The 26,410-nt window shown below is 62.9% G+C and carries 24 protein-coding genes; 10 read left to right on the top strand and 14 right to left on the bottom strand.

What is annotated here, in order from left to right; all coding sequences use genetic code 11:
* Positions 1-186: 186 nt before the first annotated feature.
* From ATY78_RS01795 to ATY78_RS01785, 3 genes are all read right to left on the bottom strand, one after another.
* Positions 187-1,116 carry an IS110 family transposase gene (locus ATY78_RS01795; RefSeq protein ID WP_088680616.1) on the bottom strand — a complete coding sequence of 310 codons (930 nt, stop codon included), beginning with the start codon at positions 1,114-1,116 and terminating at the stop codon, positions 187-189.
* A 329-nt stretch (positions 1,117-1,445) separates the two neighbouring features.
* Positions 1,446-3,344 (bottom strand): potassium transporter Kup, encoded by a 1,899-nt coding sequence (locus ATY78_RS01790; protein WP_088680615.1) that lies wholly within the window; start codon positions 3,342-3,344, stop codon positions 1,446-1,448.
* 18 nt (positions 3,345-3,362) lie between these two features.
* Positions 3,363-4,340, bottom strand: coding sequence for a magnesium transporter CorA family protein (locus tag ATY78_RS01785; RefSeq protein WP_088680614.1), 978 nt, complete (start codon positions 4,338-4,340; stop codon positions 3,363-3,365).
* Positions 4,341-4,441: 101 nt separating this feature from the next.
* Here ATY78_RS01785 and ATY78_RS28760 point away from each other — a divergent pair, with 101 nt between their 5' ends.
* Positions 4,442-4,618 carry a hypothetical protein gene (locus ATY78_RS28760; protein WP_245313470.1) on the top strand — a complete coding sequence of 59 codons (177 nt, stop codon included), beginning with the start codon at positions 4,442-4,444 and terminating at the stop codon, positions 4,616-4,618.
* 183 nt (positions 4,619-4,801) lie between these two features.
* On the opposite strand, the gene ATY78_RS01775 is transcribed toward ATY78_RS28760, so the two are convergent.
* From ATY78_RS01775 to ATY78_RS01765, 3 genes are all read right to left on the bottom strand, one after another.
* On the bottom strand, positions 4,802-5,983 hold the full coding sequence (locus ATY78_RS01775) for an Mrp/NBP35 family ATP-binding protein (protein ID WP_088680613.1): 1,182 nt from the start codon (positions 5,981-5,983) through the stop codon (positions 4,802-4,804).
* Positions 5,984-6,581: 598 nt separating this feature from the next.
* Entirely contained in the window at positions 6,582-7,316 is a 735-nt protein-coding gene (locus ATY78_RS01770; RefSeq protein WP_088680612.1) for an autoinducer binding domain-containing protein, read from the bottom strand.
* A 261-nt stretch (positions 7,317-7,577) separates the two neighbouring features.
* Complete coding sequence (locus ATY78_RS01765) at positions 7,578-8,375, bottom strand: IclR family transcriptional regulator (RefSeq protein WP_088680834.1); 798 nt, start codon at positions 8,373-8,375, stop codon at positions 7,578-7,580.
* A 108-nt stretch (positions 8,376-8,483) separates the two neighbouring features.
* Between ATY78_RS01765 and ATY78_RS01760 the strand changes: the two genes are divergently transcribed.
* The 5 genes from ATY78_RS01760 (at position 8,484) to ATY78_RS01740 (ending at position 12,537) form a co-directional block, all read left to right on the top strand.
* On the top strand, positions 8,484-9,245 hold the full coding sequence (locus ATY78_RS01760) for an SDR family oxidoreductase (RefSeq protein WP_088680611.1): 762 nt from the start codon (positions 8,484-8,486) through the stop codon (positions 9,243-9,245).
* A complete protein-coding gene (locus ATY78_RS01755; protein WP_088680610.1) occupies positions 9,245-10,162 on the top strand; it encodes a 2-dehydro-3-deoxygalactonokinase in 918 nt (305 codons plus the stop codon). Before ATY78_RS01760 ends, ATY78_RS01755 begins: the two co-directional genes overlap by 1 nt.
* A 13-nt stretch (positions 10,163-10,175) precedes the next feature.
* Positions 10,176-10,808 carry a 2-dehydro-3-deoxy-6-phosphogalactonate aldolase gene (locus ATY78_RS01750; protein ID WP_088680609.1) on the top strand — a complete coding sequence of 211 codons (633 nt, stop codon included), beginning with the start codon at positions 10,176-10,178 and terminating at the stop codon, positions 10,806-10,808.
* Positions 10,809-10,812: 4 nt separating this feature from the next.
* On the top strand, positions 10,813-11,700 hold the full coding sequence (locus ATY78_RS01745) for an SMP-30/gluconolactonase/LRE family protein (protein WP_088680608.1): 888 nt from the start codon (positions 10,813-10,815) through the stop codon (positions 11,698-11,700).
* Between the two features lie 228 nt (positions 11,701-11,928).
* Complete coding sequence (locus ATY78_RS01740) at positions 11,929-12,537, top strand: PRC-barrel domain-containing protein (RefSeq protein WP_088680607.1); 609 nt, start codon at positions 11,929-11,931, stop codon at positions 12,535-12,537.
* 74 nt (positions 12,538-12,611) lie between these two features.
* Here the strand turns inward: ATY78_RS01740 and ATY78_RS01735 are convergent, their stop codons facing one another.
* The gene (locus ATY78_RS01735) at positions 12,612-13,979 is read right to left on the bottom strand and encodes an EAL domain-containing protein (RefSeq protein ID WP_088680833.1); all 1,368 of its coding nucleotides are present in this window, start codon (positions 13,977-13,979) and stop codon (positions 12,612-12,614) included.
* Between the two features lie 125 nt (positions 13,980-14,104).
* The gene (locus tag ATY78_RS01730; protein WP_088680606.1) at positions 14,105-15,826 is read right to left on the bottom strand and encodes a response regulator; all 1,722 of its coding nucleotides are present in this window, start codon (positions 15,824-15,826) and stop codon (positions 14,105-14,107) included.
* Between the two features lie 184 nt (positions 15,827-16,010).
* Between ATY78_RS01730 and mutL the strand changes: the two genes are divergently transcribed.
* Together mutL and ATY78_RS01720 are read left to right on the top strand one after the other, a co-directional pair.
* Positions 16,011-17,813 carry a DNA mismatch repair endonuclease MutL gene (gene mutL, locus ATY78_RS01725; RefSeq protein WP_088680605.1) on the top strand — a complete coding sequence of 601 codons (1,803 nt, stop codon included), beginning with the start codon at positions 16,011-16,013 and terminating at the stop codon, positions 17,811-17,813.
* 67 nt (positions 17,814-17,880) lie between these two features.
* On the top strand, positions 17,881-18,111 hold the full coding sequence (locus tag ATY78_RS01720) for a DUF2093 domain-containing protein (protein WP_088680832.1): 231 nt from the start codon (positions 17,881-17,883) through the stop codon (positions 18,109-18,111).
* Between the two features lie 20 nt (positions 18,112-18,131).
* Here ATY78_RS01720 and lpxK read toward each other — a convergent pair whose 3' ends face one another.
* The 6 genes from lpxK to ATY78_RS01690 all read right to left on the bottom strand — a co-directional run bounded on the left by lpxK (position 18,132) and on the right by ATY78_RS01690 (position 23,987).
* Positions 18,132-19,193 carry a tetraacyldisaccharide 4'-kinase gene (gene lpxK, locus ATY78_RS01715; RefSeq protein WP_088680604.1) on the bottom strand — a complete coding sequence of 354 codons (1,062 nt, stop codon included), beginning with the start codon at positions 19,191-19,193 and terminating at the stop codon, positions 18,132-18,134.
* A gap of 88 nt (positions 19,194-19,281) precedes the next feature.
* A complete protein-coding gene (locus ATY78_RS01710; RefSeq protein ID WP_088680603.1) occupies positions 19,282-20,004 on the bottom strand; it encodes an HAD family hydrolase in 723 nt (240 codons plus the stop codon).
* 9 nt (positions 20,005-20,013) lie between these two features.
* Entirely contained in the window at positions 20,014-21,333 is a 1,320-nt protein-coding gene (waaA, locus tag ATY78_RS01705) for a lipid IV(A) 3-deoxy-D-manno-octulosonic acid transferase (protein WP_088680602.1), read from the bottom strand.
* Between the two features lie 170 nt (positions 21,334-21,503).
* Positions 21,504-21,752 (bottom strand): DUF4170 domain-containing protein, encoded by a 249-nt coding sequence (locus ATY78_RS01700; protein ID WP_088680601.1) that lies wholly within the window; start codon positions 21,750-21,752, stop codon positions 21,504-21,506.
* A 63-nt stretch (positions 21,753-21,815) separates the two neighbouring features.
* Positions 21,816-22,625 carry a 3'(2'),5'-bisphosphate nucleotidase CysQ gene (locus ATY78_RS01695; protein ID WP_088680600.1) on the bottom strand — a complete coding sequence of 270 codons (810 nt, stop codon included), beginning with the start codon at positions 22,623-22,625 and terminating at the stop codon, positions 21,816-21,818.
* 15 nt (positions 22,626-22,640) lie between these two features.
* Entirely contained in the window at positions 22,641-23,987 is a 1,347-nt protein-coding gene (locus ATY78_RS01690; RefSeq protein ID WP_088680599.1) for a TldD/PmbA family protein, read from the bottom strand.
* Between the two features lie 119 nt (positions 23,988-24,106).
* On the opposite strand from ATY78_RS01690, the gene ATY78_RS01685 reads away from it, so the two are divergent.
* Together ATY78_RS01685 and ATY78_RS01680 are read left to right on the top strand one after the other, a co-directional pair.
* Positions 24,107-25,921: a monovalent cation:proton antiporter-2 (CPA2) family protein gene (locus ATY78_RS01685; RefSeq protein ID WP_088680598.1), complete on the top strand. Its 1,815-nt coding sequence runs from the start codon at positions 24,107-24,109 to the stop codon at positions 25,919-25,921.
* Positions 25,922-26,037: 116 nt separating this feature from the next.
* Positions 26,038-26,409, top strand: a complete 372-nt coding sequence (locus ATY78_RS01680; protein WP_088680597.1) for a VOC family protein — start codon at positions 26,038-26,040, stop codon at positions 26,407-26,409.
* The last annotated feature ends 1 nt before the right edge of the window (position 26,410 follow it).

Raw genomic sequence — 26,410 nt, 5'->3', positions numbered from 1 at the left:
CCATGCGCGGTTTTCGGATATTCTGATGCTGGTGGTGTTTTCCTTGCGCATGGGCGGCGGTGCAACTTCCCGGTGACGGAGCAAACAGCAACTTCGTCCAATCTCTTACTCTGGCTCGGGAGAAAGGGGACGAAGGCGCTACGGCAACTCCCTTCTCCCCAGCGGGGAGAGCGACTGTCTTGTTTGTCAAGCGTTTTGCCATGGTCGTCCGTCCCTTATCATGGCGTTGAGGATGGTGAGCAATTTTCGCATGGTTGCGACGGTTGCGACGATCTTTGGCTTGCCGGCCGCGACCAGGCGGTCGCGGAAGGCTTTGAGAGCAGGGTTGTAGCGGGCGGCGGCGAGGGCGGCCATGAACAGGACGGCCCGCACCTTGCCCCTGCCGCCGCCGATGAAGCTCTTGCCCTTCCATTTCCCCGACTGCCGCGTCCATGGAGCAAGACCAGCCAGCGAGGCGATCTGGCGGCGGTCGAGGCTGCCGAGCTCCGGCAACTCGGCCAGCAGCGTGCGCGCCGTCGTCGCTCCGACGCCCGGCACCGAGGTCAGCAGCTCCTCGCGCACCCGCCAGACCGGCGACTTACGGATATGGCTGTCGAGATCGGCATCGAGGCTTTCGAGCTCGCGGCGCAGGGCGACGAGCAGGCGCTTGATGCTCTTCTGCGCCTGCTTGGCCAACGCCATGCGCAACCGGTTCTCCTCGGCAACGGTCATCTGCACGATCTGGCGCCGACGGGCCACGAGCTCCGACAGCGCTTGCGTCTCGGCATCGCGCAACGGCCGGATCTCGGGCTTCGTCGCCAGAACGAAGGCGGCGATGACGGCGGCATCGATCGGATCGGTCTTGGCCCTGCGGCCGATCGCATGCGCATAGGCGCGCACTTGTGCCGGATTGACGACGAGGACCGTCAATCCCGCCGCCCATAGCCCTGCCACCGCCAGCATTTCGTAGCCGCCGGTCGCCTCCAGCCCAATCGCATCGACACCGATGGCTTTGAGCCGCGCGACCAGCTCCTCGATGCCGGCATGGTCGTTGCTGACGGCAAAGACCTCCCCTTGCGGCAGCACCGCAACATCCAGGCGCTCTTTCGAAACGTCGATCCCTACGACAATCTCCATCTGATCCCATCCTTGCCTAATCGGGCTTTGCCTTCGCAAGCGGCCCCGGCGACTGTTCGGGTTCAATGGAACAGCGGATGGAGACCCACGCTCTCCCACGGGCTCGGACGCCCAAAGATGCATCGGTCTTCCATCCGCCACCGCAATAGGCATTACAGCGCCAACAGCGGATAAAGGGAAGTTACAAAGATGCCGGCAGGCAGATGAGGGGGTGAGCGACGACAGGAGCGATGCGCTGAGCGCAAGCGAAGGGCAATGAAGGGCGTGCCGTGTGGCCCCCTCATCCGACCCTTCGGGCCACCTTCTCCCCGCTGGGGAGAAGGGAACACTCAAATAATGACGTGAGACCCCAGCTCCACCACGCGGTTGGCCGGCAGGCGGAAGTAATCGGAGGGATTGGCCGCGGCGTTGGCGAGCGCGATGTAGAGCCGGTCCTGCCAGTAGGGCATGCCCGATTTGGCGTCCGGCACCAGCTTGCGGCGGCCGAGATAAAAGGAGGTCGACATGATGTCGAACTTCAGCCCGGTTTTGCGGAGCGTCGCCAAGGCCTGCGAGACATTCTGCGATTCCATGAAGCCGAAGAGCAGCTCGACGCGGGAGAAACGCTCGGAAATCTGCTCGACCTTGTAGCGGTCCTGGCTCGGCACGCGCGGCTTGTTGACCGTGCGGATCGTCAGGATGACGTTGCGGTCGTGAAGCACGTGGTTGTGCTTGAGATTGTGCAGCAAGGCGGCCGGCGCCGATTCCGGATCGCTGGTCAGGAAGATCGCCGTGCCCGGAACCTGGGCCGGGGAATGCTCGCTCTTGCGCTCGATCGAGCTGACGAAGGAGGCGAGCGGAATGTCGGTATGGCGGGTCTTTTCCATCAGGATCGCCGTGCCGCGGCGCCAGGTCCACATGATGACGGTGAAGGCCGTGGCGATCAGGATCGGGATATAGCCGCCGTCGTGGATCTTCAAAAGGTTGGCACCGAGGAAGATCAACTCGAGCAAGACCAGCGGCGCGAGCGCGATGATGGCGACCGGAATCGACCAGTTCCAGCGGGCACGGACGAATTCGAAGGCCATGATCGAGGTGACGACCATGGCGCCGGTGACGGAGATGCCGTAGGCGGTCGCCAGCGCGTCCGACGTCTGGAAACTCAGGACCAGGAAGATGACGCCGATGAACAGCACGGCGTTGACGGAAGGCACGAAGATCTGCCCGGTATTGGTTTCCGAGGTGAAGAGGATTTCCATGCGCGGCAGGAAACCGAGGTTGATGCCCTGGCGCACCATCGAGAAGGCGCCCGTTATGACCGCCTGGCTGGCGATGATGGTCGCGGCGGTCGCAAGGATGACGACCGGCAGCAAAGCCCACTGCGGATACATCAGATAGAAGGGATCGGACATCGTTTCCGGCTTGCCGAGAACGAGGGCACCCTGCCCGAGATAGTTCAGCGTCAGCGCCGGGAAGACCAGCAGGAACCAGGCCCACTGGATCGGCCGGCGGCCGAAATGGCCGAGGTCGGCATAAAGCGCCTCCGCACCCGTCACCGTCAGGAAGACGGCGCCGAGCACGACAACACCGTAGAAGCCTTCATGCAGCAGGAAGCTGACGGCATAATAGGGGTTGAAAGCGGCAAGGATGCCAAAATCGTCCGAGATATGGGAAATGCCGGCGGCCGCCATGACGATGAACCAGAGGGCGGTAATCGGACCGAAGAACTTTGCGACGGCGCCGGTGCCGCGCGACTGCACGACGAAGAGCAGCGCCAGGATCACCACCGAGATCGGCACGATATATTCCGAAAGGCTCGGCGTGACGAGTTTCAGGCCCTCGACGGCCGACAGCACCGACAGCGCCGGCGTGATCATCGCGTCGCCGAGGAAGAGGGCGGCGCCCATCAGCCCAAGCAGCATCAGCAAGGCGGTATGGCCGTTGGCGGTCTTCATCAGAAGGGCGAGCAGCGACAGCGTGCCGCCTTCCCCGTCGTTGTCGGCGCGCAGCAGGAAGAGCACGTATTTGATGGTGACGATGATCGTCAGCGCCCAGATCATCAGCGAGATCAGGCTGATGACCTCGAAACGGGTGAGACCGTCATGGGCCACCGGCTTCAGCGCCTCGCGAAAGGCATAGAGCGGGCTCGTACCGATGTCGCCGTAGACGACGCCGACGGAACCCAGCGCAAGATAAAACAGCTTTCGCGGCGTCATCTGGGATTCGTTCGGATGGCTCTCTTCAGACATGAAGTTTCAACAGGCTCCTCAGAGCCAGCCTTTCCAGCGGAAAAAGAAAAAGGGGATGACGGCTGATATCACCATCAGGGCCAGCGAATAGGGATAACCCGCGGCCCAGGTCAGCTCCGGCATGACCTGAAAGTTCATGCCATAGATGGAGGCGACCAACGTCGGCGGCAGGAACACCACCGATGCGATCGAGAAAATCTTGATGATCGAGTTCTGCTCGATGTTGATCAACCCGAGCGAAGCGTCGAGCAGAAAGGTGATGTTGGCGGCGACGAAGGAGGCATGCTCCGACAGCGACTGGATATCGCGCGAGACGGTGCGGCAGAGTTCCTTCGCCTCGCGGTCCTGCTGGATCGCCGGGATCGTGTGAAAGAAGGTCAGGAGGCGCGAAAGCGAACCGAGGCTGTCGCGCAGCTTGCTGATCATCCGGTGATGGCCGGCAATATCCCTCAGCTTCTCCTCAAGATAGTTCGACGGCTTGCGCACCTTCTTTGCCCGGTCGCCGAAGACATGCATCGACAGGATGTCGATGCGCGAGACCGAGATCTCGAGGATTTCGGCAGTGCGGTCGACGATCGTTTCCAAGAGCTTGGCGAGAAGGGCAGCGCCGCTGCGCCAGCTTTCCGGCAGCCGGTGAAGGGCGGCGATGAACAGCGCAAAGGATTTGGGATGGGCGTAGCGAATGGTAACCAGGCGGTTTCCGGCCAGAATGAAAGCGACGTCGGTCAGCGTCGGCGCGTCGGTATCAGCCTTCCAGAGGAGCGAAGCGGTCATGAAGACGGCGTCGCGTTCGACATAGAGACGGGCGGAGGGCTCGATATCCTTGAGGTCGTCGCGGGTCGGAACTTCGATGCCGAGCACCTTCTCGACATAGAGCTCCTCCTCACGGGTCGGGTCGACCATGTCGATCCAGACGACATCCTCGGGAAAGGGGGCCCTGTGCGAGATATCGCGGATCTCGACCGACCTGCAATTGGAACAGTAGGCGGTGATCACCGGCACGGCCTCCGCTGTTCGCGCCGCTTCGCGGCCACAACCCTTTTCATTGCAAGCCCTTCCATGCGGCCGCAAGCGCGGCGGCGCGAAGATCGCTCGTCATGGATCGAAACGAAAGCGGATCAAGAAAGCTCATGCAACTCCGGCTGCATCCAACCTTAGCGGCCGGCATGCGTGTCGTGCTCCACCGCATCGCGGTTACCAATCCTTCGATCGACAAGACAACTCCGAACTTGCAGGCGGGCGGCAAGCTTCGAAACGAAGACGGCCGTCAGTGAGCATCTGCAGCAAACGCCATCATGGCGCCGGGGCATATGAAGCAAAGCCGTGAAATAATCAAGACATCTTCCGTGAAGAGCGGCTTTTCACCACGCTTCCCCCACAATTTGGGGTATTGGCCCACGCCGATTCGGCCTCGCTTCAGCTCCTTGTTTCATGCATGTCGTTATCACCGAACCGCATCAGTCGAAAACGATCGCCGGCGCCGGACGCTGCGGCTGGCCGCCAACCTGTTCCCAGACCTTGGCGGCGATGCCGCGATAGATGCCGGCGACGATGCCGTTCGGCTCGGAGGCGACGAGCGGCGTGCCGGCGTCGGAAGTTTCGCGAATATTCATCGTCAGCGGTACTTCGCCAAGGAAGGGCACGCCGATGCGCTCGGCTTCCTTGCGGGCGCCGCCATGGCCGAAGATATCGTAACGGGTGCCGGTATCGGGGGCGATGAAATAACTCATGTTCTCGACGATGCCGAGGACCGGCACTTCGACCTTGCGGAACATGTTGAGGCCCTTGCGGGCATCGATCAAGGCGAGATCCTGCGGCGTGGAGACGATGACGGCGCCGGCAAGCGGCACCTGCTGCGCCATGGTCAGCTGTGCGTCGCCGGTGCCGGGCGGCATGTCGACGACGAGGACGTCGAGTTCGCCCCAGGCCACTTCGCGCAGCATCTGCAAAAGCGCCGACTGGACCATCGGCCCGCGCCAGATCATTGCCGTCTCCTCGTCAACGAGGAAGCCCATCGACATGACCTTGAGGCCGTAATTCTCCATCGGATTGATGATGCGGCCGTCGATCTGCGTCGGGCGGCCGGATATCTTCAATAGCCGCGGCATGGAGGGGCCGTAGATATCGGCGTCGAGAATGCCGACGCGAAGACCGTTGGCGAGCAGCCCGAGCGCCAGGTTGACGGCCGTGGTCGACTTGCCGACCCCACCCTTGCCGGAGGCGACCGCGATGATGGCGCCGATGCCGGGAACGCCGATCTTGCCGGCGCGCGGAGGCTGCTGCTGGTGCGCATGCGCGTGGCCCCGATGATCGTGCGCGTGGTCGTGGCCGGCATGGCCATGGGACGGGTTCTGCGCCGGACGGGCGGCGGGAGCAGCGGCGGCGGCTTTCTTGTCCGCGGTCAGCGTCACGAGCGCGCCCTTGACGCCCGGCATTTCCTTGATCACGCGCTCGGCAGCGAGCCGCATCGGCTCCAGCTCCTTGGCGCGTTCGGCCGGAACGGTGATGGAGAAATAGACCTTGCCGTCGGAGATGAAGACGTCGGAGACCATGCCGAGCTCGACGATATCGTGCTCGAGATCGGGCCCACGCACGGTCTTCAGCGTTTCGAGAACCTGTTCCTTGGTGACGTCGGTCATTCCACCCTCACTGCTTCTTCTTTCAGACTACGGGGCGTCGCGTCTTTCAAGACGCGCAAACGACGCCGTAGCACCTCAAATCATGCGGTAGAGATAGTGGAGGCGCACGTCTTCGCCAATCAAAATCATTGGGCGGGAATGGATCTACGGGCTTGTGCAAAGCGGGAAGAGAAATTCGGAATCCGTTGCGGCCATCAAGTCCGCCGGGCTTTCGCCCTGATGGCCGCAACGGCCTCCCCTGGAACCGGCGCAATGCGGGCGAACTAGAGTAAGCTGGAAAAAAGGCCAGCAAAAAATGGTGGAGGAAGCGGGAAACCTGAACAGCTGCGCAAAAGGCGGTGCCAAAACGCAACAACCGCTGCCGACGCCGAAGAACCGGAGAGAAGCGGTATCGGCATCGGACAGCGGTGTGTCGGGCGCGCCATTTCCTGGCGCTGTCACCAAAGTCCCCTCTGGACCTCTGACCGAAGAGATGCAGAAAGCGTGCCAGATGAAAAAACAGGAGAAACAGCGCAAATACGCTCGCGATCATCCCTTTTCGGGAGGAGCGTGCCTATGCGCTGGGCGGCCGGCGCAGCGGACCGTTGTTTTTTGCACCTTATTTGATCAGGCCGATCCGCAGCGCCTTGGCGACCGCCTGGGTGCGGTTGACCGTATCGAGCTTCTTGGTGGCGCGGTTGAGGTAGTGATTGACCGTGTGCTCGGACAGCGTGAGGATTTCAGCGATTTCGGCGCTAGTCTTGCCGGCCGCCGTCCAGTTGAGGCAATCGATCTCGCGGTCGGTCAGTGTATCGGTCATGCGCGTGTCGAGGTTGCGGATCTCGGCGAGCCTGTCGAAGACATGGATGGCGATGTAGCAAAGTTCGCGCATTTCCGCCGGGCTGAAAGGTTCGCGATCGCCGGCGAAGGAGACGGCGCCGCGCAGACCGGACGGCTCATGCGTCGGGAAATAGGCGCAGCGCATCATCTTGAAACGTTCGAACAGCCCGGCGACGAGGGCGGATTTGCCGTCGTCGCGCGACCAGTCCGGCCGCGTCATGTCATAAAGGAAAGGCCGCGTGGAGGTTCTGAGCCGCCTGAGAACGGGGCTGTTCACCATCAAGGCCTCCTGGTCGTAAATCGCCAGAAGCTCGGCCGGCCAGCTGGTGATGACGGTGCTGCCCTGCAGGTCGAAGGAGGTGATCGGCGGCAGATTGAGAACCATGAAGGCACGGCAGCGATAATCTTCCGTCACGCGTTTCATGAAGCGGAAAATATCGAACTGGGTCTTCAGACCCGCTATTTCCTCGACATAGTCGTCTTCTTCCGGGGATGTTTGCGCCAAGGGTGCCATCACATTTCTTCATCTTCGTCGCAGCGACCGGCAAACCGCTTGCAAAACCCGCCCCACGGCCGGTTCAATGCATCGGGCAATGACGATCGCTGGTTGGATCAAATGGAATGGGCCTCGGCGTGAAGCGTTCGGCCGGTGAATGATTGAGATTTCGCGGACGGTTTCAGTTGTGGTGATTCGCCGCCAAATCTCAATATCGCGCTCATCATAAGCATGCTCTGCGATCGCGTCCCAGCAAAGAGGCAAATGTCGTTTGTTCCGTCAGCGGCGTGGACCGAGGCGGATACGCATGCCCTCCATGATCCTCTCAGCCGCCAGCTGAACTGGAACGGCCCATTCGCGCAAAAGTTCCATCGACAGTCGATAGGCCGGGCCGGTAATCGATATTCCGCCGATAAAAGTCCGGTCCTCGGACCAGACAGGCGCGGCAACGCAGCGGATACCGGCCTCATGTTCCTCGCAGTCGAAGGCATAGCCCCGATCGGCAATCTCGCGGATTTCGGCTAGCAGCGTTTCAGCCGAAACATGCGTCGAGGCCGTGAACCTGGTGAAGCTCAAGCCGGCGACAAGGCCTCTCAGACTTTCGGGCGCAAGCAAGGAAAGCGCGGCCTTGCCGACGCCGGTGCAGTAACAGGGGGAGGCATTGCCGATCTGCGAGTACATGCGCACCGACTGGCGGCCTTCCACCTTGTCGAGATAGATGATCGACGATCCCCTGAGGACACCGAGATGCACCGTCTCTCCGGTCGCCTGCTGCAGAGCGGCAAGGTGCGGTTCGGCAATCAGCCGGAATTCGTTGCGCGCCCAGCTGCGCGCCGCAAAATCGAGCAGGCGCAGGCCGGGGGAGTAACGACCGTCGCCGTCGAGTTCGAGCAGCCCCTCCTCCACAAGATGGCTCAACTGGCGATGCAGCGTGCCGCGCGGCTGGCCGGCCAGCGACAGGATATCGGTGAAACGCAGCGGCGCATCGGCATGGGTCACGAGATCGAGCAGAACCATCAGTTTGCCGAGCGTGCCGGTTTCGCGTGCCTGCGTGATACCATCGCCGTTTGAATTCATCATCTCTTCCGCCCTTGACAGACAGGGCAGCCTAATTCGATAATTCCATATAGTCAAATTAAGTTCCAAATAATGGAACAAAAATATCGGGAGGAAATGGGACCGCACATGCCAGCACAGTTTCCCGAGTTCAAAGACCGAGCCGTGCTCGTGACCGGCGGCGGATCGGGCATCGGCGCTGCGATCGTCGAAGGTTTCGCACGGCAGGGCGCCAAGGTCTCCTTCATCGATATCGCAGAGGCCGCCGGCAGCAGGCTTGCCGAAAAGCTGTCGCGCGAAACGGCCCATCCCGTTACCTTCTATCATGCCGACCTGCGCGATATCGAGGCGATCCGGCGCACGGTCGATAGCGTCGTTGCCGCTTCCGGGCCGATCCGGGTACTCGTCAACAATGCCGCCTGGGACGACCGCCACGAATTCGACGAGGTGACCGAGGCCTATTGGGACAACAACCAGGCAGTCAACCTGCGCCATGTGTTCTTCACCTCGCAGGCGGTGGCGCCGTCGATGCGAGCCGCCGGCGGCGGCGCGATCGTCAATATGTCGTCGATCGCCTTCAAGCTGAACATGGGCGGTTTTCCCTCCTATGCGGCGGCGAAGGCGGCGGTCGTCGGGCTGACGAAGAGCATGGCGGGCAGGCTCGGGCCGGAAAATATCCGGGTCAACTGCATCCTGCCCGGCATGGTCGTCACCGAACGGCAGATGCAGCTCTGGCTGACCGAGGAGAGCATTGCGCGCTCGGTGGAGCAGCAATGCCTGAAAAAAGCGCTCAAGCCCGAGGCGATCGTCGGGCCCTGCCTGTTTCTTGCATCCGACTGCGCGGCTGCGATGACCGCCCAGTCCCTGATCGTCGATGGAGGCATTCTGTAATGGCAAATCCCGCTTATGTCGCGGTGGACTGGGGCACCAGCAGCTTCCGGCTCTGGCTGATCGGCAAGGACGGCAGCATCCTGGCCGAACGCCGCAGCGGCGAAGGCATGACGAGCGCGGCAAAGACCGGCTTTTCCCAAGTGCTGTCAGCCCATCTTGCCGCCATCGAAGCGCCGGAAAACCTGCCGGTGATCGTCTGCGGCATGGCCGGCGCAAGACAGGGGTGGGTCGAAGCCGGCTATATCGACGTGCCGGCGCCCCTCGCCTCGATCCTGACCGGGGCGGTTTCCGCGCCTGGGGAAAGCCGTGACATCCGTATCCTGCCGGGCCTTGCCCAGCGCGACGCGGCAAGACCCGACGTCATGCGCGGCGAGGAAACGCAGCTTCTCGGCGCACTCGGCCGCGCGAGCTCCGGGGCCCAGGCGGTCTGCATGCCGGGCACGCATTCGAAATGGGTGCATGTCGCGGACGGCAAGGTCACCGGCTTTTCGACCTTCATGACCGGCGAGCTTTTCGACGTGGTCAGCAAACACACGATCCTGTCGCATGCCGTTGCTGGCGCCGAGGAACAGCCGACGGATGCGGCTGCCTTCGAGGCGGCCGTATCGGCGGCCTTCGCGCATCCCGCACTTGCCTCCAATCTGCTTTTTACCGCTCGCTCCGGCCAGCTCCTGCACGGGATCTCCGCTGCTGCCGCCCAAGCCCGGCTTTCCGGCACGCTGATCGGCCTCGAAATCGCCGGTGCGCTGCAGGATGCGGCAAACGGCACCGGCATTACCCTCGTCGCCTCCGGGCGGCTGCAGGCGCTCTACGAGCAAGCCTTCAGAACTCTCTCCCTTGACTTCACCGCCATCGATGCGGACGCCGCCGTGCGCCGCGGGCTTTCGGCTGCCGCCGAAGCCATCTGGCCGAATTGAGAAAGCCGACACGATGAACCGCATCCCCTTCCCCGAGATGAAGCGCCCGCTGATCGCCATCCTTCGCGGCATCAGGCCCGACGAGACCGAAAGCGTCGTCGGCGCCCTGATCGAAAACGGCCTGACGGCGATCGAGATCCCGCTCAATTCGCCGGAGCCGTTCAAATCCATCGAGATCGCCGCGAAAATGGCGCCGGCCGAGGTGCTGATCGGCGCCGGCACGGTGCTGACCGTCGAAGCGGTCGACAGCCTCGATGCGGCCGGCGGCAAGCTGCTCGTCACACCGAATGTCGAGCCCGAGGTGATCATCCGGGCGCGTGAATACCGCATGGTGACGATGCCTGGCGTCTTTACGCCGACCGAAGCGCTGGCTGCAGCGCGTGCCGGCGCCACCGGCCTCAAATTCTTTCCCGCCAGCGTGCTCGGTCCCTCCGGCATCACCGCGATCCGGGCGATCCTGCCGCCGGAGCTCACGATCGCCGCCGTCGGCGGCGTATCGGACAAGAATTTCGCCGATTACACCAAAGCCGGCATCTTCGCCTTCGGCCTCGGCACCAGCATCTACAAACCGGGAATGACCGCGGCAGAGGTTGCCGAGCGCGCCAAGGCGACCATTTACGCCTATGATGCAGCCATGGGAGCGTGAACGTATGACCGACATCTACGAGTTCGAGGGCAAGACCCTTTGCAACACCAATTCCGTTCTCGGCGAAGGTCCGACCTATGATCCGGACAGCGATACCGTCTGGTGGTTCAACATCCTCGGCAAGGAACTGCACGAGCTCAACCTTTCGACACGCGCCAAAAAGGTCCATTCGCTGCCGGTCATGGCAAGCGTGCTGGCCCGCATCGACGCCGGACGGCAGCTGATCGCGACCGAGGAGGGGCTTTTCGTGCGCGACGTGGGCAGCGGCAACCTCACCTTCTATGCCGCGCTCGAAAACGACAGGCCGGAAAACCGCTCGAACGACGGCCGCACCCATCCCTCCGGCTCACTCTGGATCGGCACGATGAGCAAGCGGGCGGAAAACCAGGCCGGCGCCATCTATCACGTCGCCGGCGGCAAGGTGACGAAGATCTTCAACGGCATCAGCATTCCGAATTCCATCTGCTTTTCCCCGGACGGCACGATCGGCTACTACACGGATTCCCGCATCAACCGGCTGATGCGCGTCATGGTCGATCCGCAGACCGGTCTGCCTGCCGGCGAGCCGATCGTGCTCGTCGACAGCATGAACGAGCCCGGCGGTATCGACGGTTCGGTAGTCGATGCCGACGGCTATATCTGGAATGCGCGCTGGGGCGCCGGCGTCGTCGACCGGTACAATCCGGACGGCCTGCGCATCTCACGCTATAAGGTTCCCGCCGTCCAGCCCTCCTGCCCTGCCTTCATCGGCGCCAATGCCGGCCGGCTGGCGGTGACGACCGCCTGGGAAGGGCTCGACGAGGATGCCCGTTCGGCGCAGCCCAGCGCCGGCGCGCTGCTGGAGCTCGGCATCGACGTCAAGGGCATATTCGATCCCGTATACGTGATCTGAATACCGATGGCCCTCGGCAATGAAAGCGCTCCCAAGTGGAGCGCTTTTTGCATTTTACGGCCGGCTCTTCGATAAATGTTCCGTGAAAATCGAGAAATTTTCCGTGTTTTCAGCCGGAACCAATAGGCCCACCAGTCATTTCCTCTTCGAACCGGCGCGGCACGAATGCCTGAAAAACAGGCTTTGTCGCGTCACCAACTGCTCCAGGGAAATGAAAGTAGGTTCGAAATGACACGCAAACTTCTGACGACCGTTGCCGCTGGCGCATTGTTTGCCACGGCTTTCGCACCGGCGGCATTCTCGCAGACGGCCCCCCAGCCGGCAGACCCTGCCGCTCCGACGCAGGCAGCTCCCGCCGATCCGGCAGCACCGAAACCGCCGGTGACACCTGACGTCACGAAACCCGCAGGTGATGCCGCACAGGCTCCGGCCCCGGCACCGACGGCCGACACCGCTCAGGCCGCTTATCTGACCGAACAGGCGCCCGACCAGGTCAGCGCCAACACCTATATCGGCCAGTCGGTCTATAATGCCAACAATGAAAGCATCGGCAGCGTCAACGACCTGATCCTCAAGAAGGACGGCGGCATCGTTGCCGCGATCGTCGGCGTCGGCGGCTTCCTCGGTATCGGCGAAAAGAACGTCGCCGTCCCGATGGACAAGATCACCATCGCCCAGAACACCCAGGATGGCAGCGTCAAGCTGACGACCGATGAAACGGCTGAATCGCTGAAGGCCGCACCTGAGTTCAAGACGCTGGCAATGCAGTCGGCTGAGAAGGCTCCGGCCGCGACGGGCACCGACACCACGGCGACCGGCTCGACCACGCCGAAGTAACCCGTGCACGGTAGTATAGCGTAGACGATGGCGCTCCTAGGGGCGCCATCGTTTTATTTATGTGAAAGTCGGCCTTATGCGCTGGCACGCTCCGCGAGCGTTGCGTCGTAATAGTTTTCGTGCAGGAAACGCAGCGTGGCGATACCGTCCGCCGGACGGCCGAAGTGATAGCCCTGGCCCATGCCACAGCCGAGCGTGCGCAATTTCACCGCTTCTGTATAATCCTCGATGCCTTCCGCCACGACTTCCAGTTCCAGGCCCTCGCACATGGCGAGGATCGCCTTGATGATGTGTTCGGAGGCACGGTCGGAATTGATACGCGAGACGAAGGCGCGATCGATCTTGATCTTGTCGAAGATGAAGTCACGCAGGCGCCCGAGGCTCGACTGGCCGGTTCCGAAATCATCAAGCGAGATGCGCACGCCGGCGGCGCGCAGATCGGCGATGATGCGGTGAGCGGTGTCAGCCGAGCCCATCACCGCGGTCTCGGTGATCTCCAGCTCCAGGCGATGCGGATCAAAGCCGACGCGGCCGAGGATAGACAGGACGCTGCTGCTCGTGCCCGGATCCATCAGCTGCGCGGAGGAGAGATTGAACGACAGGAAGAGTTCGCGCGGCCAGGAAAGCGCCGCTTCCGCAGCCTTGCGCAAGAGCGCCTCCGACAGCGCATCGATGAAGCCGCGCTCTTCGGCGAGCGGTACGAAGACGCCGGGCGAGACGAAGCCGAGATCGGGATCGTTCCAGCGGGCAAGCGCCTCGAAGCCCAGGACCTGATTGTTGGACAGCGAGACGATTGGCTGGAAATGCACGTCGATCGCGTCTGATATGATGGCGTTTCTGAGCGCCTGCTCCAACTGCGTCGCTCGCTTCATTTCCTGTGCGATTTCGCGCGAATAGACGGTGATCTGGCCGCGGCCGCGGCGCTTGGAGCGGTAGAGCGCGGTTTCAGCGCTCTTCAGCAACTCTTCGCAATCTTCTCCGGCGAAGGGATAGATGGCGAAGCCGAAGGAAGCGGAAAGGCGGACGTTGCGGTCGCCGAGGTCATAGGGCGCCGACAGCACCTCGCGGATCATCTGGCCGAATTTCTCGGCACTCGCCCGCTCGAAGATCAGCGGCAGCACGAAGGCGAATTCATCGCCATCATGGCGCGTGACCAGCGCACCGTCGGGAATGCAGGCCTTGAGGCGATGCGCCACCTGGCAAAGGATCTCGTCACCCGCCGCAGAGCCGAAAAGATCATTGATCGGCTTGAAGCTGTCGAGATTGGCAATGCCGATGGTAAAAGGGGCCGGGTCGCTGGCGCGCTCGGCGGAAATCTGCAGGACCTTCTCCCGCATACGGTTGCGGTTTCCCAATCCGGTCAGCGGATCGGTATAGGCCATTGCCTGAAGCTCGTTCTGACTCACGGTCAGGAAAGAAGCTGTTTCCGCCGACTTCATTATCCAAACCTGAGCTTTTCCTCCGCAGCCGCATAAAGAATGACCGCCATATCTTAACAATTCGATAGTAAATCAGCGGCCGTCGCGGCGCGGAGCGCCCCAAAATCTGGGGAGTTGACGGATGTTCGTCAGTTTCGCGCCCGTGCAGCCTCTTCCATCAGATAGTTTTGAAATACCATTTCGAGCATATCGGGGCTGACCGGCTTCATGATGACGTCGTCCATGCCTGCCTTGACGCATTCGGCGCGGTCGCGCTCGAAGGCCTGGGTGAGAACGCCGATGATCGGCGTGCGTATCCCGCCGCCGGTTTCCTCCATCTGCCGGATGAGACGCGCGGCCTCGAAGCCGTTGAAACCCGGCAGAGAAATATCCATCAGTACGATCTGCGGCCGATGTTCGGCCCATAGGCGCACGGCCTCGTCGCCGGTCGCCGCGATCATATGGCGGTAACCGAGCCCTTCGAGGATCTGCGAAAAAACGATCTGGTTGATATCGTTGTCTTCGGCCACGAGAACCTGCAGGCCCGTGACTTCGTCGGAAATGCTGATTTCCCAATCCGTATCCGAACCGCCGGCGCCCCGGCTGTTGCGGTTGAAATGGCGGGCGATCTGGAAGGTGAGTTCGTTGGCAATCTGGAACCCGTCCATGACGAGCGTCGGGATGCCGTATTGCTCGGCGAGTTCGAGGCAGCGCATTCCCATCTGGTTGTCGATGATCAGAAGATCGAGCGAAATGCCGGAGGACGTGGCGATTTCCAGGAACCGCTCCTCCTCGTCCTCGCCGCGCACCGCGCAGGATTCGAAGCCGTATTTCGACAATGTGCGCAAGGCCGCGGTCTCGGCGGCGAGATCGGCGGTGACGACGAGAATCTTCCGGCCGGAGAAATTCTCCGGCACGATCGCTTCCATCGCCGCCGGCTCGCGCCGCTCGGCCGCGCTCGGCGCAGGCAGATAGGCGCGGCGGTAGCTCTGATTGCTTGACGTGGTAATTGCGGACGCCCGGTCGAACTCATCGAGATCGGCGCCGTCGCGCGGCAGGTCCTGCGTGGTGGAGACCAGGAAGTAGCGGCCGGGCTTGCCGATGCGATGCTTGCGGCTGACGATGTCGCGCTCGATGCCGTCGCGGGAGATCTGGCGCTGGCGGGCGACGGACATCTCGCCGGTTTCCAGCACATGACGATCGCTTTCCTCGAACCGCTTGGCGATCTCCGGCGAAAAGAGATCGCCGCTCTTGCGGCCGAGCACCTCATCGGCGCTCGTCTGATATTTCTCGCAGAAGGCAAGGTTCACGGCGACGTAGGTAAGGTTGCGGTCTTTGACGAAAAGCGGGAACGGCAGATTGTCGAGAATGTCCTCGGTCAGCTGCACACGCTCCAGGTCCGAGCGCCATTGCTCTTCGCGCTTCTTGTCCTCCGACATGTCTGAGATCACGGTGACGCCGTAACCGCTCGGCAGCCTGCGTTTGACGAAGCGGACCCAGCTGTCCGGACCATGGCGCTCGACGGCATCGAAGCGCTCGCGCCAATGCGAGGCGATTTTCTGCGACAGCCAGTCCTCGCGGCTCAGCGAACCGCCCTGCCTGCCATCATACTGCTGGCGAATGCCGGTGTCGTAGACCGCGCCGAGGAAATCGCGAAGCCGCGTGCCCGGTTTCAGCATCTCGGGCGGCAGCGGGAAGAATTCGAGGGTCTGGCGGCTTGCGAAGATCAGATGATCGTTCTTGTCGTAGATGATGAAGGCCGCCGAAAGGCTGTCGCACACCGCATCGAAAAGCGCCGTCTGGAGATCGGCCCCGGCGAGAGTCCCGTCGGTTTCTGATGATGTGTCCGCCTTTTCGAAGCCGGCACTCATTCCATTTCGTCCCACATCTGTTCGATTTCGCGGCTTCCGGAGGTGTGTGATTAGAAATGCCATTTTTATGTTAAAACCGGCTTAACACTACCAATCCCCAAATTTGAGAAAGCTGGGGAATCGCAGTTTGGCAAAGCGATCCGAGACCCCTTCCCTCCAGCCCGCGAATCCCCGAAAATAGCCCATGGCCATCAGACAGCTCTCCGAAACGCTCATCAACCAGATCGCCGCCGGCGAAGTCATCGAACGGCCGGCAAGTGCTGCCAAGGAACTGATCGAAAACGCGCTCGACGCCGGCGCGACGCGCATCGAGATCGCTACGGCAGGCGGCGGCAAGGCGCTGTTGCGGGTCAGCGACAACGGCTCCGGCATGGATGCGGCCGATTTGGAACTGGCGGTCCGGCGCCATTGCACCTCGAAAATTTCCGAGACGCTCGAGGATATCCGCACGCTCGGCTTCCGCGGCGAGGCGCTGCCCTCGATCGGCTCCGTCGCAAGGCTCAGCATCGCCAGCCGCAGGCGCGACAGCGCGGGCGGCAACGAGATCGCCGTTGCCGGCGGCAGGATCATGCATTTGAGGCCGGCAGCAGCCAATCCCGGCACGATCGTCGAAGTGCGCGACCTGTTCTTCGCCACGCCCGCCCGGCTGAAATTCCTGAAGACCGAAAAAGCCGAGGCCGGCGCCATCACCGAGATCGTCAAACGCATGGCGATCGCCTTTCCCGCCGTCCGCTTCGTACTCTCCGGCTCGGATCGGACGACACTGGAATTTCCCGCGACCGGCGAGGATCATCTGGCGCGCATGGCGCAGGTGCTCGGCAAGGAATTCCGCGACAACGCCATCGCGCTCGACGCTGTGCGCGAGGAGGTCTCGCTGACCGGCTTTGCCGGCGTACCGACCTTCAATCGCGGCAACTCCGCCCACCAATATGCCTTCGTCAACGGCCGGCCGGTGCAGGACAAGCTGATCCTCTCGGCGATCCGCGGCGCCTATGCCGAAACGATTCCATCAGGGCGCTATCCGGTCGCGGTGCTGTCGATCGCGCTCGATCCGGCGCTCGTCGACGTCAACGTGCATCCGGCGAAATCCGACGTGCGCTTCCGCGACCCGGGCCTGGTGCGCGGCCTGATCGTCGGCGCGGTCCGCGAGGCCCTGGCGCGCGACGGCAGCCGGGCGGCAACGACCGGGGCGAGCGACATGCTGCGCTCCTTTCGCCCCGGCTTCCAGCCGCATGTGCAGCGGCCGTCGGCGCCATGGTCGGCCGAAACCTCACCTTCCCGTCCCTATCAGCCGGCAGCCGGTTTCGCCGAACGGCCGCAAGCCTCCTTCGACGGACTTACGACGCCGACGGCACGGGCGGAGCCGCAGCCTGCCACCGCGCCGGCAGCCCCCGAAACAGTCACCCGATATCCGCTCGGCGCGGCTCGGGCGCAGATCCACGCCAACTATATCGTCGCCCAGACCGAAGACGGCCTGGTCATCGTCGACCAGCATGCCGCGCACGAGCGGCTGGTCTTCGAGGCGATGCGCAAGGCGCTGCATTCCAAGCGGCTGGCCTCGCAAGTGCTGCTCATCCCCGAGATCATCGATCTTCCCGAAGAGGATTGCGACCGGCTGATGCCGCACGCGGCGGAGCTTGCCGAGCTTGGCCTTGCGATCGAACGTTTCGGCCCCGGGGCGATTGCCGTGCGCGAGACGCCGGCGATGCTCGGCGAGGTCGATGCGCACGGCCTCATCCGCCAGCTTGCCGACGAGATCGCCGAATGGGATACGGCCTCAGGCCTCTCGGCCAAGCTCGAATATGTGGCGGCGACCATGGCCTGCCATGGGTCGGTACGCTCCGGGCGGCGGCTGCGGGCGGAGGAAATGAACGCGCTGCTGAGAGAAATGGAAGTGACGCCCGGCTCCGGCCAGTGCAATCACGGCCGTCCGACCTATATCGAATTGAAGCTCAGCGATATCGAACGGCTTTTCGGCCGGAGCTGAAAAAGCTGGAAAAATGGCCTTGCCGGGAGTATGGCAGATTGATGAAAGACTGCAGGGAACGGAGCGCATGAATTTGTTCGAAGGACACGGAAACCGCGAAGCGAAGATCCGGTATCTCGATGGCGACTTCCAGATTCTCTCGCCCGGCTCCTATGTCGTCTGCGCAATGACCGGGAAACATGTCCCGCTCGACGAGTTGCGCTACTGGAGCGTCGCCCGGCAGGAGCCCTATGCCGACGTGAGCGCCTCGCTCGAGGCCGACAAACGCGCCGGGGTGCTGCCGAACCAGCGGCGTTAACGCAGTCCGGACGCAAACCGCTATGCGCTCTTGCTGGGCTTGCTCCCGGCTTTCATTTCCCGCAGGCGCCGCTCGCGGCAGGCGACGATCGCCCGATCGATGATCAGGCCTGCGGCGAGGTGATCCTCGAACACCATGTCGACCTCGATCACCCGGCTTTTTTCCGCGAGCCGCTTCGCCCCGCCGTGATGACCGGAGAGGCGGACGAAATCCTTGGAGGTGGTGACGATCAGCAGGCCCTGGCTTTCGGCGGTCGCCAGGATATCGTCGATCTCCTCCTCGGTCAGGTGCTCGTGATCGCCGAAGCGTTTGGCGACCATGATCTCGGCGCCGCGCGATTCGACCGTACGGAAGAATTTGGCGGGATCGGCGATGCCGGCGAAGGCGAGCACCTTGACGCCCGCAAGCGTATTGTCGCCGCGCACCTTCAGCGATGCGGTGAAATAGGGTTTGGCTGCCCGCGCCGCCATGCGCACGATCCCGTCGGCGGCATTGCCCCCGCCGACTTTCAGCAGAGCCGTCGCATGCCGCAATTGCTGGCGGATCGGCGCGCGTACCGGCCCGCCCGGCACGATATGGCCGTTGCCGAGGCCGCGCGTCGCATCGATGACGAGCAGGGCATAGTCGATCGCCAGCCGGGCGCTCTGGAAACCGTCATCCATGATGATGAGATCGGCGCCCTCCGCCACCAGGCGCCGGGCGCCGTCGGCACGCTTGCGGGAAATCACCGTCAACGCTTCCTGAGCAAGCAGCAATGGCTCATCGCCGACGGCGACCGCCCGGTGATGATCGGGATCGACCACCGTCGTCACATCGAGCGAACCGCCATAGCCCCTGCTGAGAAAACCGGGCTTCAGACCCTTCGCCTTGGCGGCGCGGGCGATCGCGAGCGCCGTCGGCGTCTTGCCGGCGCCGCCGACGGTGAAATTACCGACACAGATGACCGGAATGGGAACGGAGGCGCGCCGCGCATGGGCCATGCGGTGGCCGGCGATACGGCCGTACAGAAAAGAAAGCGGCGATAGCAGCCAGGCCCGCCAATCGGCTTTCCTCCACCAGAACGGCGGCGCTTCTGATATCATTTTGCCGTCCCGCTCCCCTGCCCGGCGGAATTTCCGTTTTCCGGCCGGATTGAGAGGTCAAAATCAATGAAAATGCAAGCCCTTACGATCAGGCCGGCTGCAGGTCCGGCAGCAGCGTCTCGATACCGGTGATATCGTCGAGCACATGATGGGCCGCCGCGGCGAGCGAATCCCGGGAACCGGTGCCCGTCAGCACCGCGATCCTCAACCCGGCGCCGGCATTCAGCCCCATGTGGAGATCGTGGTTGTTATCGCCGACCATGGCGATCTCTTCAGGCGAGAGACCGGTCGCGGCACAGAAGCCGAGCAGCATTCCCGGCTCCGGCTTGGTGCCGAATCCGCTGTCGTAGCCGGCGATGTAATCGACATACTGGGCAAAACCGAAACGCTCGGCCGTCTGGCGGATCGAACGTTCATTATCGCTGGAGGCGACACCCAGCCGGAAGCCGCGCCGATGCAGGCGGGCGAAGAAGCCTGCCAGGTCGGTCACAGGCACGGAAAACTGGGCGGCGCTGGAAAAGAGGTCGTCGAGGCGGACCGTCAGTTCGTCGACATCGACCATCGAGCCTGCGGCCACGAGGCCTTCGGCGATCTGTCTCGTATTGCCGGCCGCGAGCAGGCTGTCGGGAACGATATGGCCGGTCTCGGGATTCATGCCGCAGGCGGCAAGCAGCTGGTCGGCGAGAGCCTGATCGCCTTTGGCTGCGATGCGGGCGAGCTCCCGGTTTACCGGCAGCCAGCTCTCGTCATAATCGAGCAGCGTGCCGTCCTTGTCGAAGAGAATGCCCTTGATATGCGTTGCGGCCGACATTCTGCCTCCTCAGACCTGAGCCATGGCCTTCGGCAACAGCCGCGCCTTGACGGTGAGCGGATTGATATAGGGCTCCAGCCCCCTCACCGTCGCAGACAAGGCGCCGCGCATGTCGTGCACGGCGGTAATGCCGGCCTCGATCATGCTGCGACGGGCTTCGTCATTGGTCAGCAGGTAGTGCACGCCCTTGGCCAGCATTTCGGTATCGCGCACCATGCGGGCGCTGCCGCTGCGGGCAAGCTTCTGATATGCCTCGCGGAAATTCTGCACATTGCCGCCGGAGAGGACGGCGCAGCCGAGCATGGCCGGTTCCAACGGATTCTGGCCGCCTTCGGCAAAGAGCGAGCGGCCGACGAAAGCGATTTCCGTCAGTCTCAAATAGAGGCCCATTTCGCCGATCGTATCGCCGAGGAAGATATCGACATCGGCCGACAAGACATCGTCGCGGGTGCGGCGGGCGACCTTCAGTCCCTGCTTGACGAGAGCCGCTTCGATTTCGTCGCTGCGCTCGGGATGGCGCGGCACGATGATCGTCAACTGGCGATCGCGCTCCTTTAGCGCGCGATGGACGATGCCGGCGGCATTCTCCTCGCCGTCGAAGGTCGAGATTGCCGCCCAGGTCTTACGCTCGCCGATCTGCTTCTTGTAGCGGGCGAAGACAGCGCTGTCATAGGGCGGTGCGTCGGTATCGACCTTCAGATTGCCCGAGGTGATGACCGGGACGGCGCCGAGATCGCGGAAACGTTCGGCATCAACATCCGACTGGGCGATGACGAGGGCGAGGTTCTCGAAGAGGGCCTCGGCGATCGCCGGGCGGCGGCGCCAGCGGGCGAAGGAGCGGTCCGACATACGGGCATTGACCAGGATCTGCGGAATGCGGCGGCGGCCGAGTTCCAGCACCGTTGCCGGCCAGATCTCGGATTCGGCGATGATGGCGCAATCGGGCTGCCAATAATCGAGAAAGCGGCTGACGGAGGGTTTCAGGTCGAGCGGCACATATTGATGGATCGCTTCGTTGCCGATGCGCTCGGCGGCGAGCCTGGCCGATGTGATCGTGCCTGTCGTCAGGATGACATGGATATCGCGGCGGCGGATTTCCCGGATCAGCGGGATGACTGCGTTGGTTTCACCGACGCTTGCGGCGTGGAACCAGACGAGCGGGCCTTGCGGCCGGTTGGCGCTCGGATAGCCGAAGCGCTCCAGGCGACGGGCGCGGTCTTCCTTGCCCTTGGCCGTGCGGTAGGTGAGATAGAGGCCGACGACCGGGGAGGCCACGGTTCCCGCCAGACGATATGCGCTCAGACCGAACCGCGCCATCCGGGAGCTCATTGCGCCAGCCTCCGATCCAAAGCGATCGACATCAACCCCATTCCCCAATTATCGTTGCGGCCGGAATGGCCGATCATTTTGTTCAGAATGCGTCAAACAACCCGACCGTCCGACGGCCGGTGCACGAAATCCCCGCTTGAGGAGCGGTTGGCCGGCAGCATCTGCTGAGATCAGTTGCCCTTGGCCTTTTCCTGCGGATCGAGCAAACGATGCATGTGGACGATGAAATAGCGCATATGCGCATTGTCGACCGTCTGCTGCGCCTTCGCCTTCCAGGCGGTCAGCGCCGTGGCGTAATCGGGGAAAATGCCGACGATATCGAGACCGCTCAGATCACGGAACTGGACGTCATCGAGGTTTTCCAGCTCGCCGCCAAAAACGAGGTGCAAAAGCTGCTTCTTGTCATCGGAGTCAGTCATTTTCTTGTTCTCTTTCTGCCTAGTCTCCTCCGCCACTCCATCTGCGGGATTTTGACGGAAACGTCAACTGTCTCGTCGTTCCGCAAAGGCGGCGAGGAATTCACTGATGCGGGGGATCGGGGCCGCGCAGAGGACCTTGTGGGTGACGTCGGCGCGATTGTAAAGGATCGGCCTGCCGGCGAGATCGACGAGGCCGCCGCCGGCGCGGCTAAGGATCAGATCGGCGGCGGCAAGATCCCAATCGTGCGAATTGCCCTTGACGAAGGTGCCTTCGAGACGGGCATCCGCCACCATGGCGATGCGATAGGCAAGCGAGGGAACGTGTTTATGGCGCGTGACCCGGTCGCGAAACGCCGGCGGAAAGGTTTTCAGCAGGTCTTCGCCGATCGCAATGCGGCTCGTCTCCTCCGGACCGGCGTCAGAGACCGTGAAAGGCAACCCGTTTTTCAGCGCCACGCCGCCTTCGACGGCTTCATAAAGCTCTTCCAGCGCCGGCGCATAGAGCACGCCGGCGACCGGCCGGCCGCGATGAACGACGGCGACGCTGACGCACCAGACGTTCTGGCCGCCGAGGAAGGCGCGCGTGCCGTCGATCGGATCGACGATGAACAGCGTCTCGCGCGCGAGGCGGTCGGCATCGTCCTCGGTTTCCTCAGACAGCCAGCCATAATCCGGGCGGGCCTTGCGCAGGATCGTTTCAAGCGTCTTGTTGGCGGCGAAATCGGCGGCGCTGACGGGAGAACGGTCCTCGTTCTTCCACCAGACCTCCGGGGACTGGTTGAAGAAACCGAAAGCGACCGCGCCCGCCTCTTTCGCCGCTTCGACGATCAACGCGAGATCGCTCTGCCAGCGAGCCTTTTCCGTATCGCTCATCCGTCTACTCGTTCCTTATCGCCCGGCCAGCGTCATGCCTTCGATCGCGAAGGTGGGGGCTGCGACGCCGAACTTGCGGTCGATATCGTTTGCCAGCGTCAGGCGCATGAACATGTCCTTGAGGTTCGAGGCGATCGTCACCTCTGAAACCGGGAAGGTGAGCTCGCCGTTCTCGATCCAGAAGCCGGTGGCGCCGCGGCTGTATTCGCCGGTGATCATGTTGACGCCGTGGCCGATCAGTTCGGTGACATAAAAACCGGTGCCGATGCTGCGGATCAACTCCTCCGGCGAGATGTCGCCGGGTTCCAGGGCAAGGTTGCTGGAGGAAGGCGAAACGGCGGTGCCGCCGCGCACGCCGCGGCCATTGGTTTCGAGACCGAGTTCACGGCCGGTCGAGGTCGAGAGGAACCAATGCTTGAGAACACCGTCCTCGATCATGACAAGCCGCTCGCCGGACACGCCCTCGCCGTCGAAGGGGCGTGAGGAAGGGCCGCGCACGATCAGCGGATCGTCGGTGATCGACAGGCCTGATTTCAGCACCTGCTGGCCCATCTTGTCGCGCAGGAAACTGGTCTTGCGGGCGACGGCGGCGCCGTTGATCGCACCGGCGATATGGCCGACGAAGCCGCGGGCAACGCGCGGATCGAAGACGACGGTGACGTTCTTGCCGGTCGGCACCTGGCGCGGATTGATGCGTTTGACCACCCGCTCGCCGGCGCGGCGACCGATTTCGGAGGGATCGTCGAGATCGGCGTAATAGAGGCGGCTGTCGAAATCATAGTCGCGCTCCATGCCGGTGCCTTCGCCCGCGATGACGCTGACCGAATGGCCGAAACGGGAGGCCATGTAGCTGCCTTCGAACCCGTGCGAGGTGGCAAGAACGAGGCCGCCCATGCCGGCGGATGCGCCGGCGCCGGAAGAATTGGTGACGCCCTCGACCGCAAGCGCCGCCGCCTCTGCGGCAAGAGCCGCCTCGCGCAGCATCTCGGAGGAAACCTCCGTGGTGTCGAGCAGTTGCAGGTCGGGATAGGATTTCGAAAGGTTTGCCTCATCCGCCAGGCAGGCGAAGGGGTCTTCCGGCGAAACCTTCGCCATGGCGACGGCGCGTTCGGCAAGCGCCTGCAGATCGAAACCCGGATTGGCCGAAACGCTGGCGACGCGCTTGCCGATGAAGACGCGCAGCGAAAAATCGTCGCTTTCGGAGGATTCCGTTCCCTCGACCTTGCCGAGACGCACGCTGACCGATTGCGAGCGCGACCGGACGACGACGGCGTCGGCCGCGTCGGCCCCGGCCTTCCTTGCCAGATCGATCAATTGACTTGCGCGGGAAAGAAGTGTCGAGGAATCGATTTCAGAGGACATGATTTGGCCTTTCCTTCGGCTTCCATTTATTGTGCACTCTCCCAGGCATCAAGGCCGCCGCTACCGATTCTTTGTCGGGGCTGCCCGCATGCTCGCCGCCATTGAAAGAAATCGCCAGCATGTCCGCGCCAAACGACCTCTTTTCCGAAACGATCCTGCTGCTCGGGGGCGCGGTGGTCGCCGCTCCGATCTTCAAGAAACTCGGGCTCGGCACGGTGCTCGGCTACCTCGCCGCCGGCATCGTCATCGGCCCGATCTTCCACGGCATCACGGACGGCGAACAGATCCTCGCCGTGGCTGAGCTTGGCGTCGTCTTCCTGCTCTTCATCATCGGGCTGGAGCTCAAGCCCAGCCGCCTCTGGCAGATGCGGCGCGACATTTTTGGCCTCGGCACCGCGCAAGTGGTGCTGACGGGGCTGGCGCTGACCGCGCTCGCCTGGCTTTCCCATGTCGTCGACTGGCGCGGCAGCATCGTTGCCGGGTTCGGCCTGGCGCTGTCATCGACGGCCTTCGCCATGCAGATCCTCGAAGGTGACGGCGACGTCAACACGAAATACGGGCAGCGCTCCTTCTCGATGCTGCTCTTTCAGGACCTGGCGATCGTGCCGCTCTTGGCGCTGATCACCATTCTCGATGGCGGCGACAAGGGCAGCAACGCGCCGTTTACCGATTTCGCCGTCGCCGTCGGCGCGGTCGCGGCGATGATCGTCATGGGGCGCTACCTGCTGACGCCGCTGTTCCAGGTCATCGCCCGCACCGGCGCACGCGAAGCGATGATCGCCGCCGCGCTCTTCGTCGTCATGGGATCGGCGAGCCTGATGCAGCTTGCCGGGCTTTCGATGGCGATGGGCGCCTTCCTTTCCGGCGTCATGCTTGCAGAATCTTCCTACAGGCACGAGCTGGAAGCGGATATCGAGCCCTTCCGCGGCGTACTGCTCGCCATCTTCTTCATCGCCGTCGGCCTGTCGCTGGAGCTCGATGTGCTCTTCGACAACGCCCTCTTCGTCATCGTCGCCGTGCCGATCGTCATGGCGGTCAAGGCGATCATCATCTACGGGCTCTGCCGGATCTCGGGCTCTGCGCACAATGATGCCATCCGCATCGCCTTCCTGCTGCCGCAGGGCGGCGAATTCGGCTTCGTGCTGTTTACCGCGGCGGGTACGGTCGGACTGATGTCGACGAGCACGGCATCGCTGCTGGTCGCGGTCGTGACGCTTTCCATGGCGCTGACGCCGATCGGGGCCGCACTTTCCAAGCGGCTTCTCAGCGGCGACGAACAGGAAGAGCTGGACGAAGATTTCGAAGGTGCGGGCGCCGACGTGCTGATGGTCGGCTTCTCGCGTTTCGGCCAGATCGCCGCCCAGATCCTGCTGGCGGGCGGGCGCAGCGTCACCGTCATCGATTTTTCGGCGGACCGCATCCGCCAGGCCTCCTCTTTCGGTTTCCGCATCTATTTCGGCGACGGCGCCCGCAAGGACGTGCTGCGCTCGGCCGGTATCGACCGGGCGAAGATCGTGCTCGTCTGCACGCAGAAGAAGGAGATCACCGACAAGGTGGTGGAACTGGTGCAGGCGGATTATCCGCACACCAGGCTCTACGTGCGCTCCTACGACCGTATCCACTCGATCGAACTGCGTAACAAGGGCGTCGACTACGAGCTGCGCGAAACGCTGGAATCGGGTCTGCTCTTCGGGCGGCGGACGCTGGAAGCGCTTGGTGTTTCCGAGGTCGATGCCTATGAAATCGGCGAGGATATCCGCAAACGCGACGAGGCGCGTCTGGTGCTGCAGGTTTCCGAGGGGCTGCAGGCTGGGCGCGACATGCTGTTTTCCCATCCTGTCCGGCCCGAACCGCTGGTCAAGCCGAAACGCGCCGCCGATCCTTTCGAGGACGATCCGTTAGCGATTACCGCCGATGTAACGGCGGATGCCTAAATCAACTCCAGGAAGATTGAGGGGATCGAAAGGCGGAAAGGGGGAAAAGGCTACTGCCAGAATCTGTCAGCAGGTCTCCGTAGATGTCGTCTTGAGCGACACACAGGAGACGAACCGTGATCGACAGCAACAGCATTCTACTTTTCGTAGCAGACGCGCCGAAAAGCACCAGCTTCTATAGCCAACTGCTCGGGCAGGATCCCGTTGAGGCCAGCCCGACCTTCGCCATGTTCATCCTGCCCTCCGGGCTGGCGCTCGGACTGTGGGGTAAGGCGGGCGTCGAGCCGGCGCCGGCTGCAACGGGCGGGGGCTGCGATGTCGGTTTCAAGGTTGCGGCAGTTGATATGGTCGATACGCTTCATGCCGAATGGCAAGGCAAGGGCGCAACCATCCTTTTGCCGCCGACCGATCTCGATTTCGGCCGTACCTTTGTTGCAGCCGATCCCGACGGGCATCGCCTGCGCGTTTACAACGTCGCGGAGGACTGAC

Origin of the sequence: Rhizobium sp. R635 (assembly GCF_002211285.1) — a bacterium.
GTDB lineage: Bacteria > Pseudomonadota > Alphaproteobacteria > Rhizobiales > Rhizobiaceae > Rhizobium.
The sequence above is the reverse complement of the archived record's forward strand: the minus strand, read 5'-3'. Positions and strand labels throughout refer to the sequence as shown.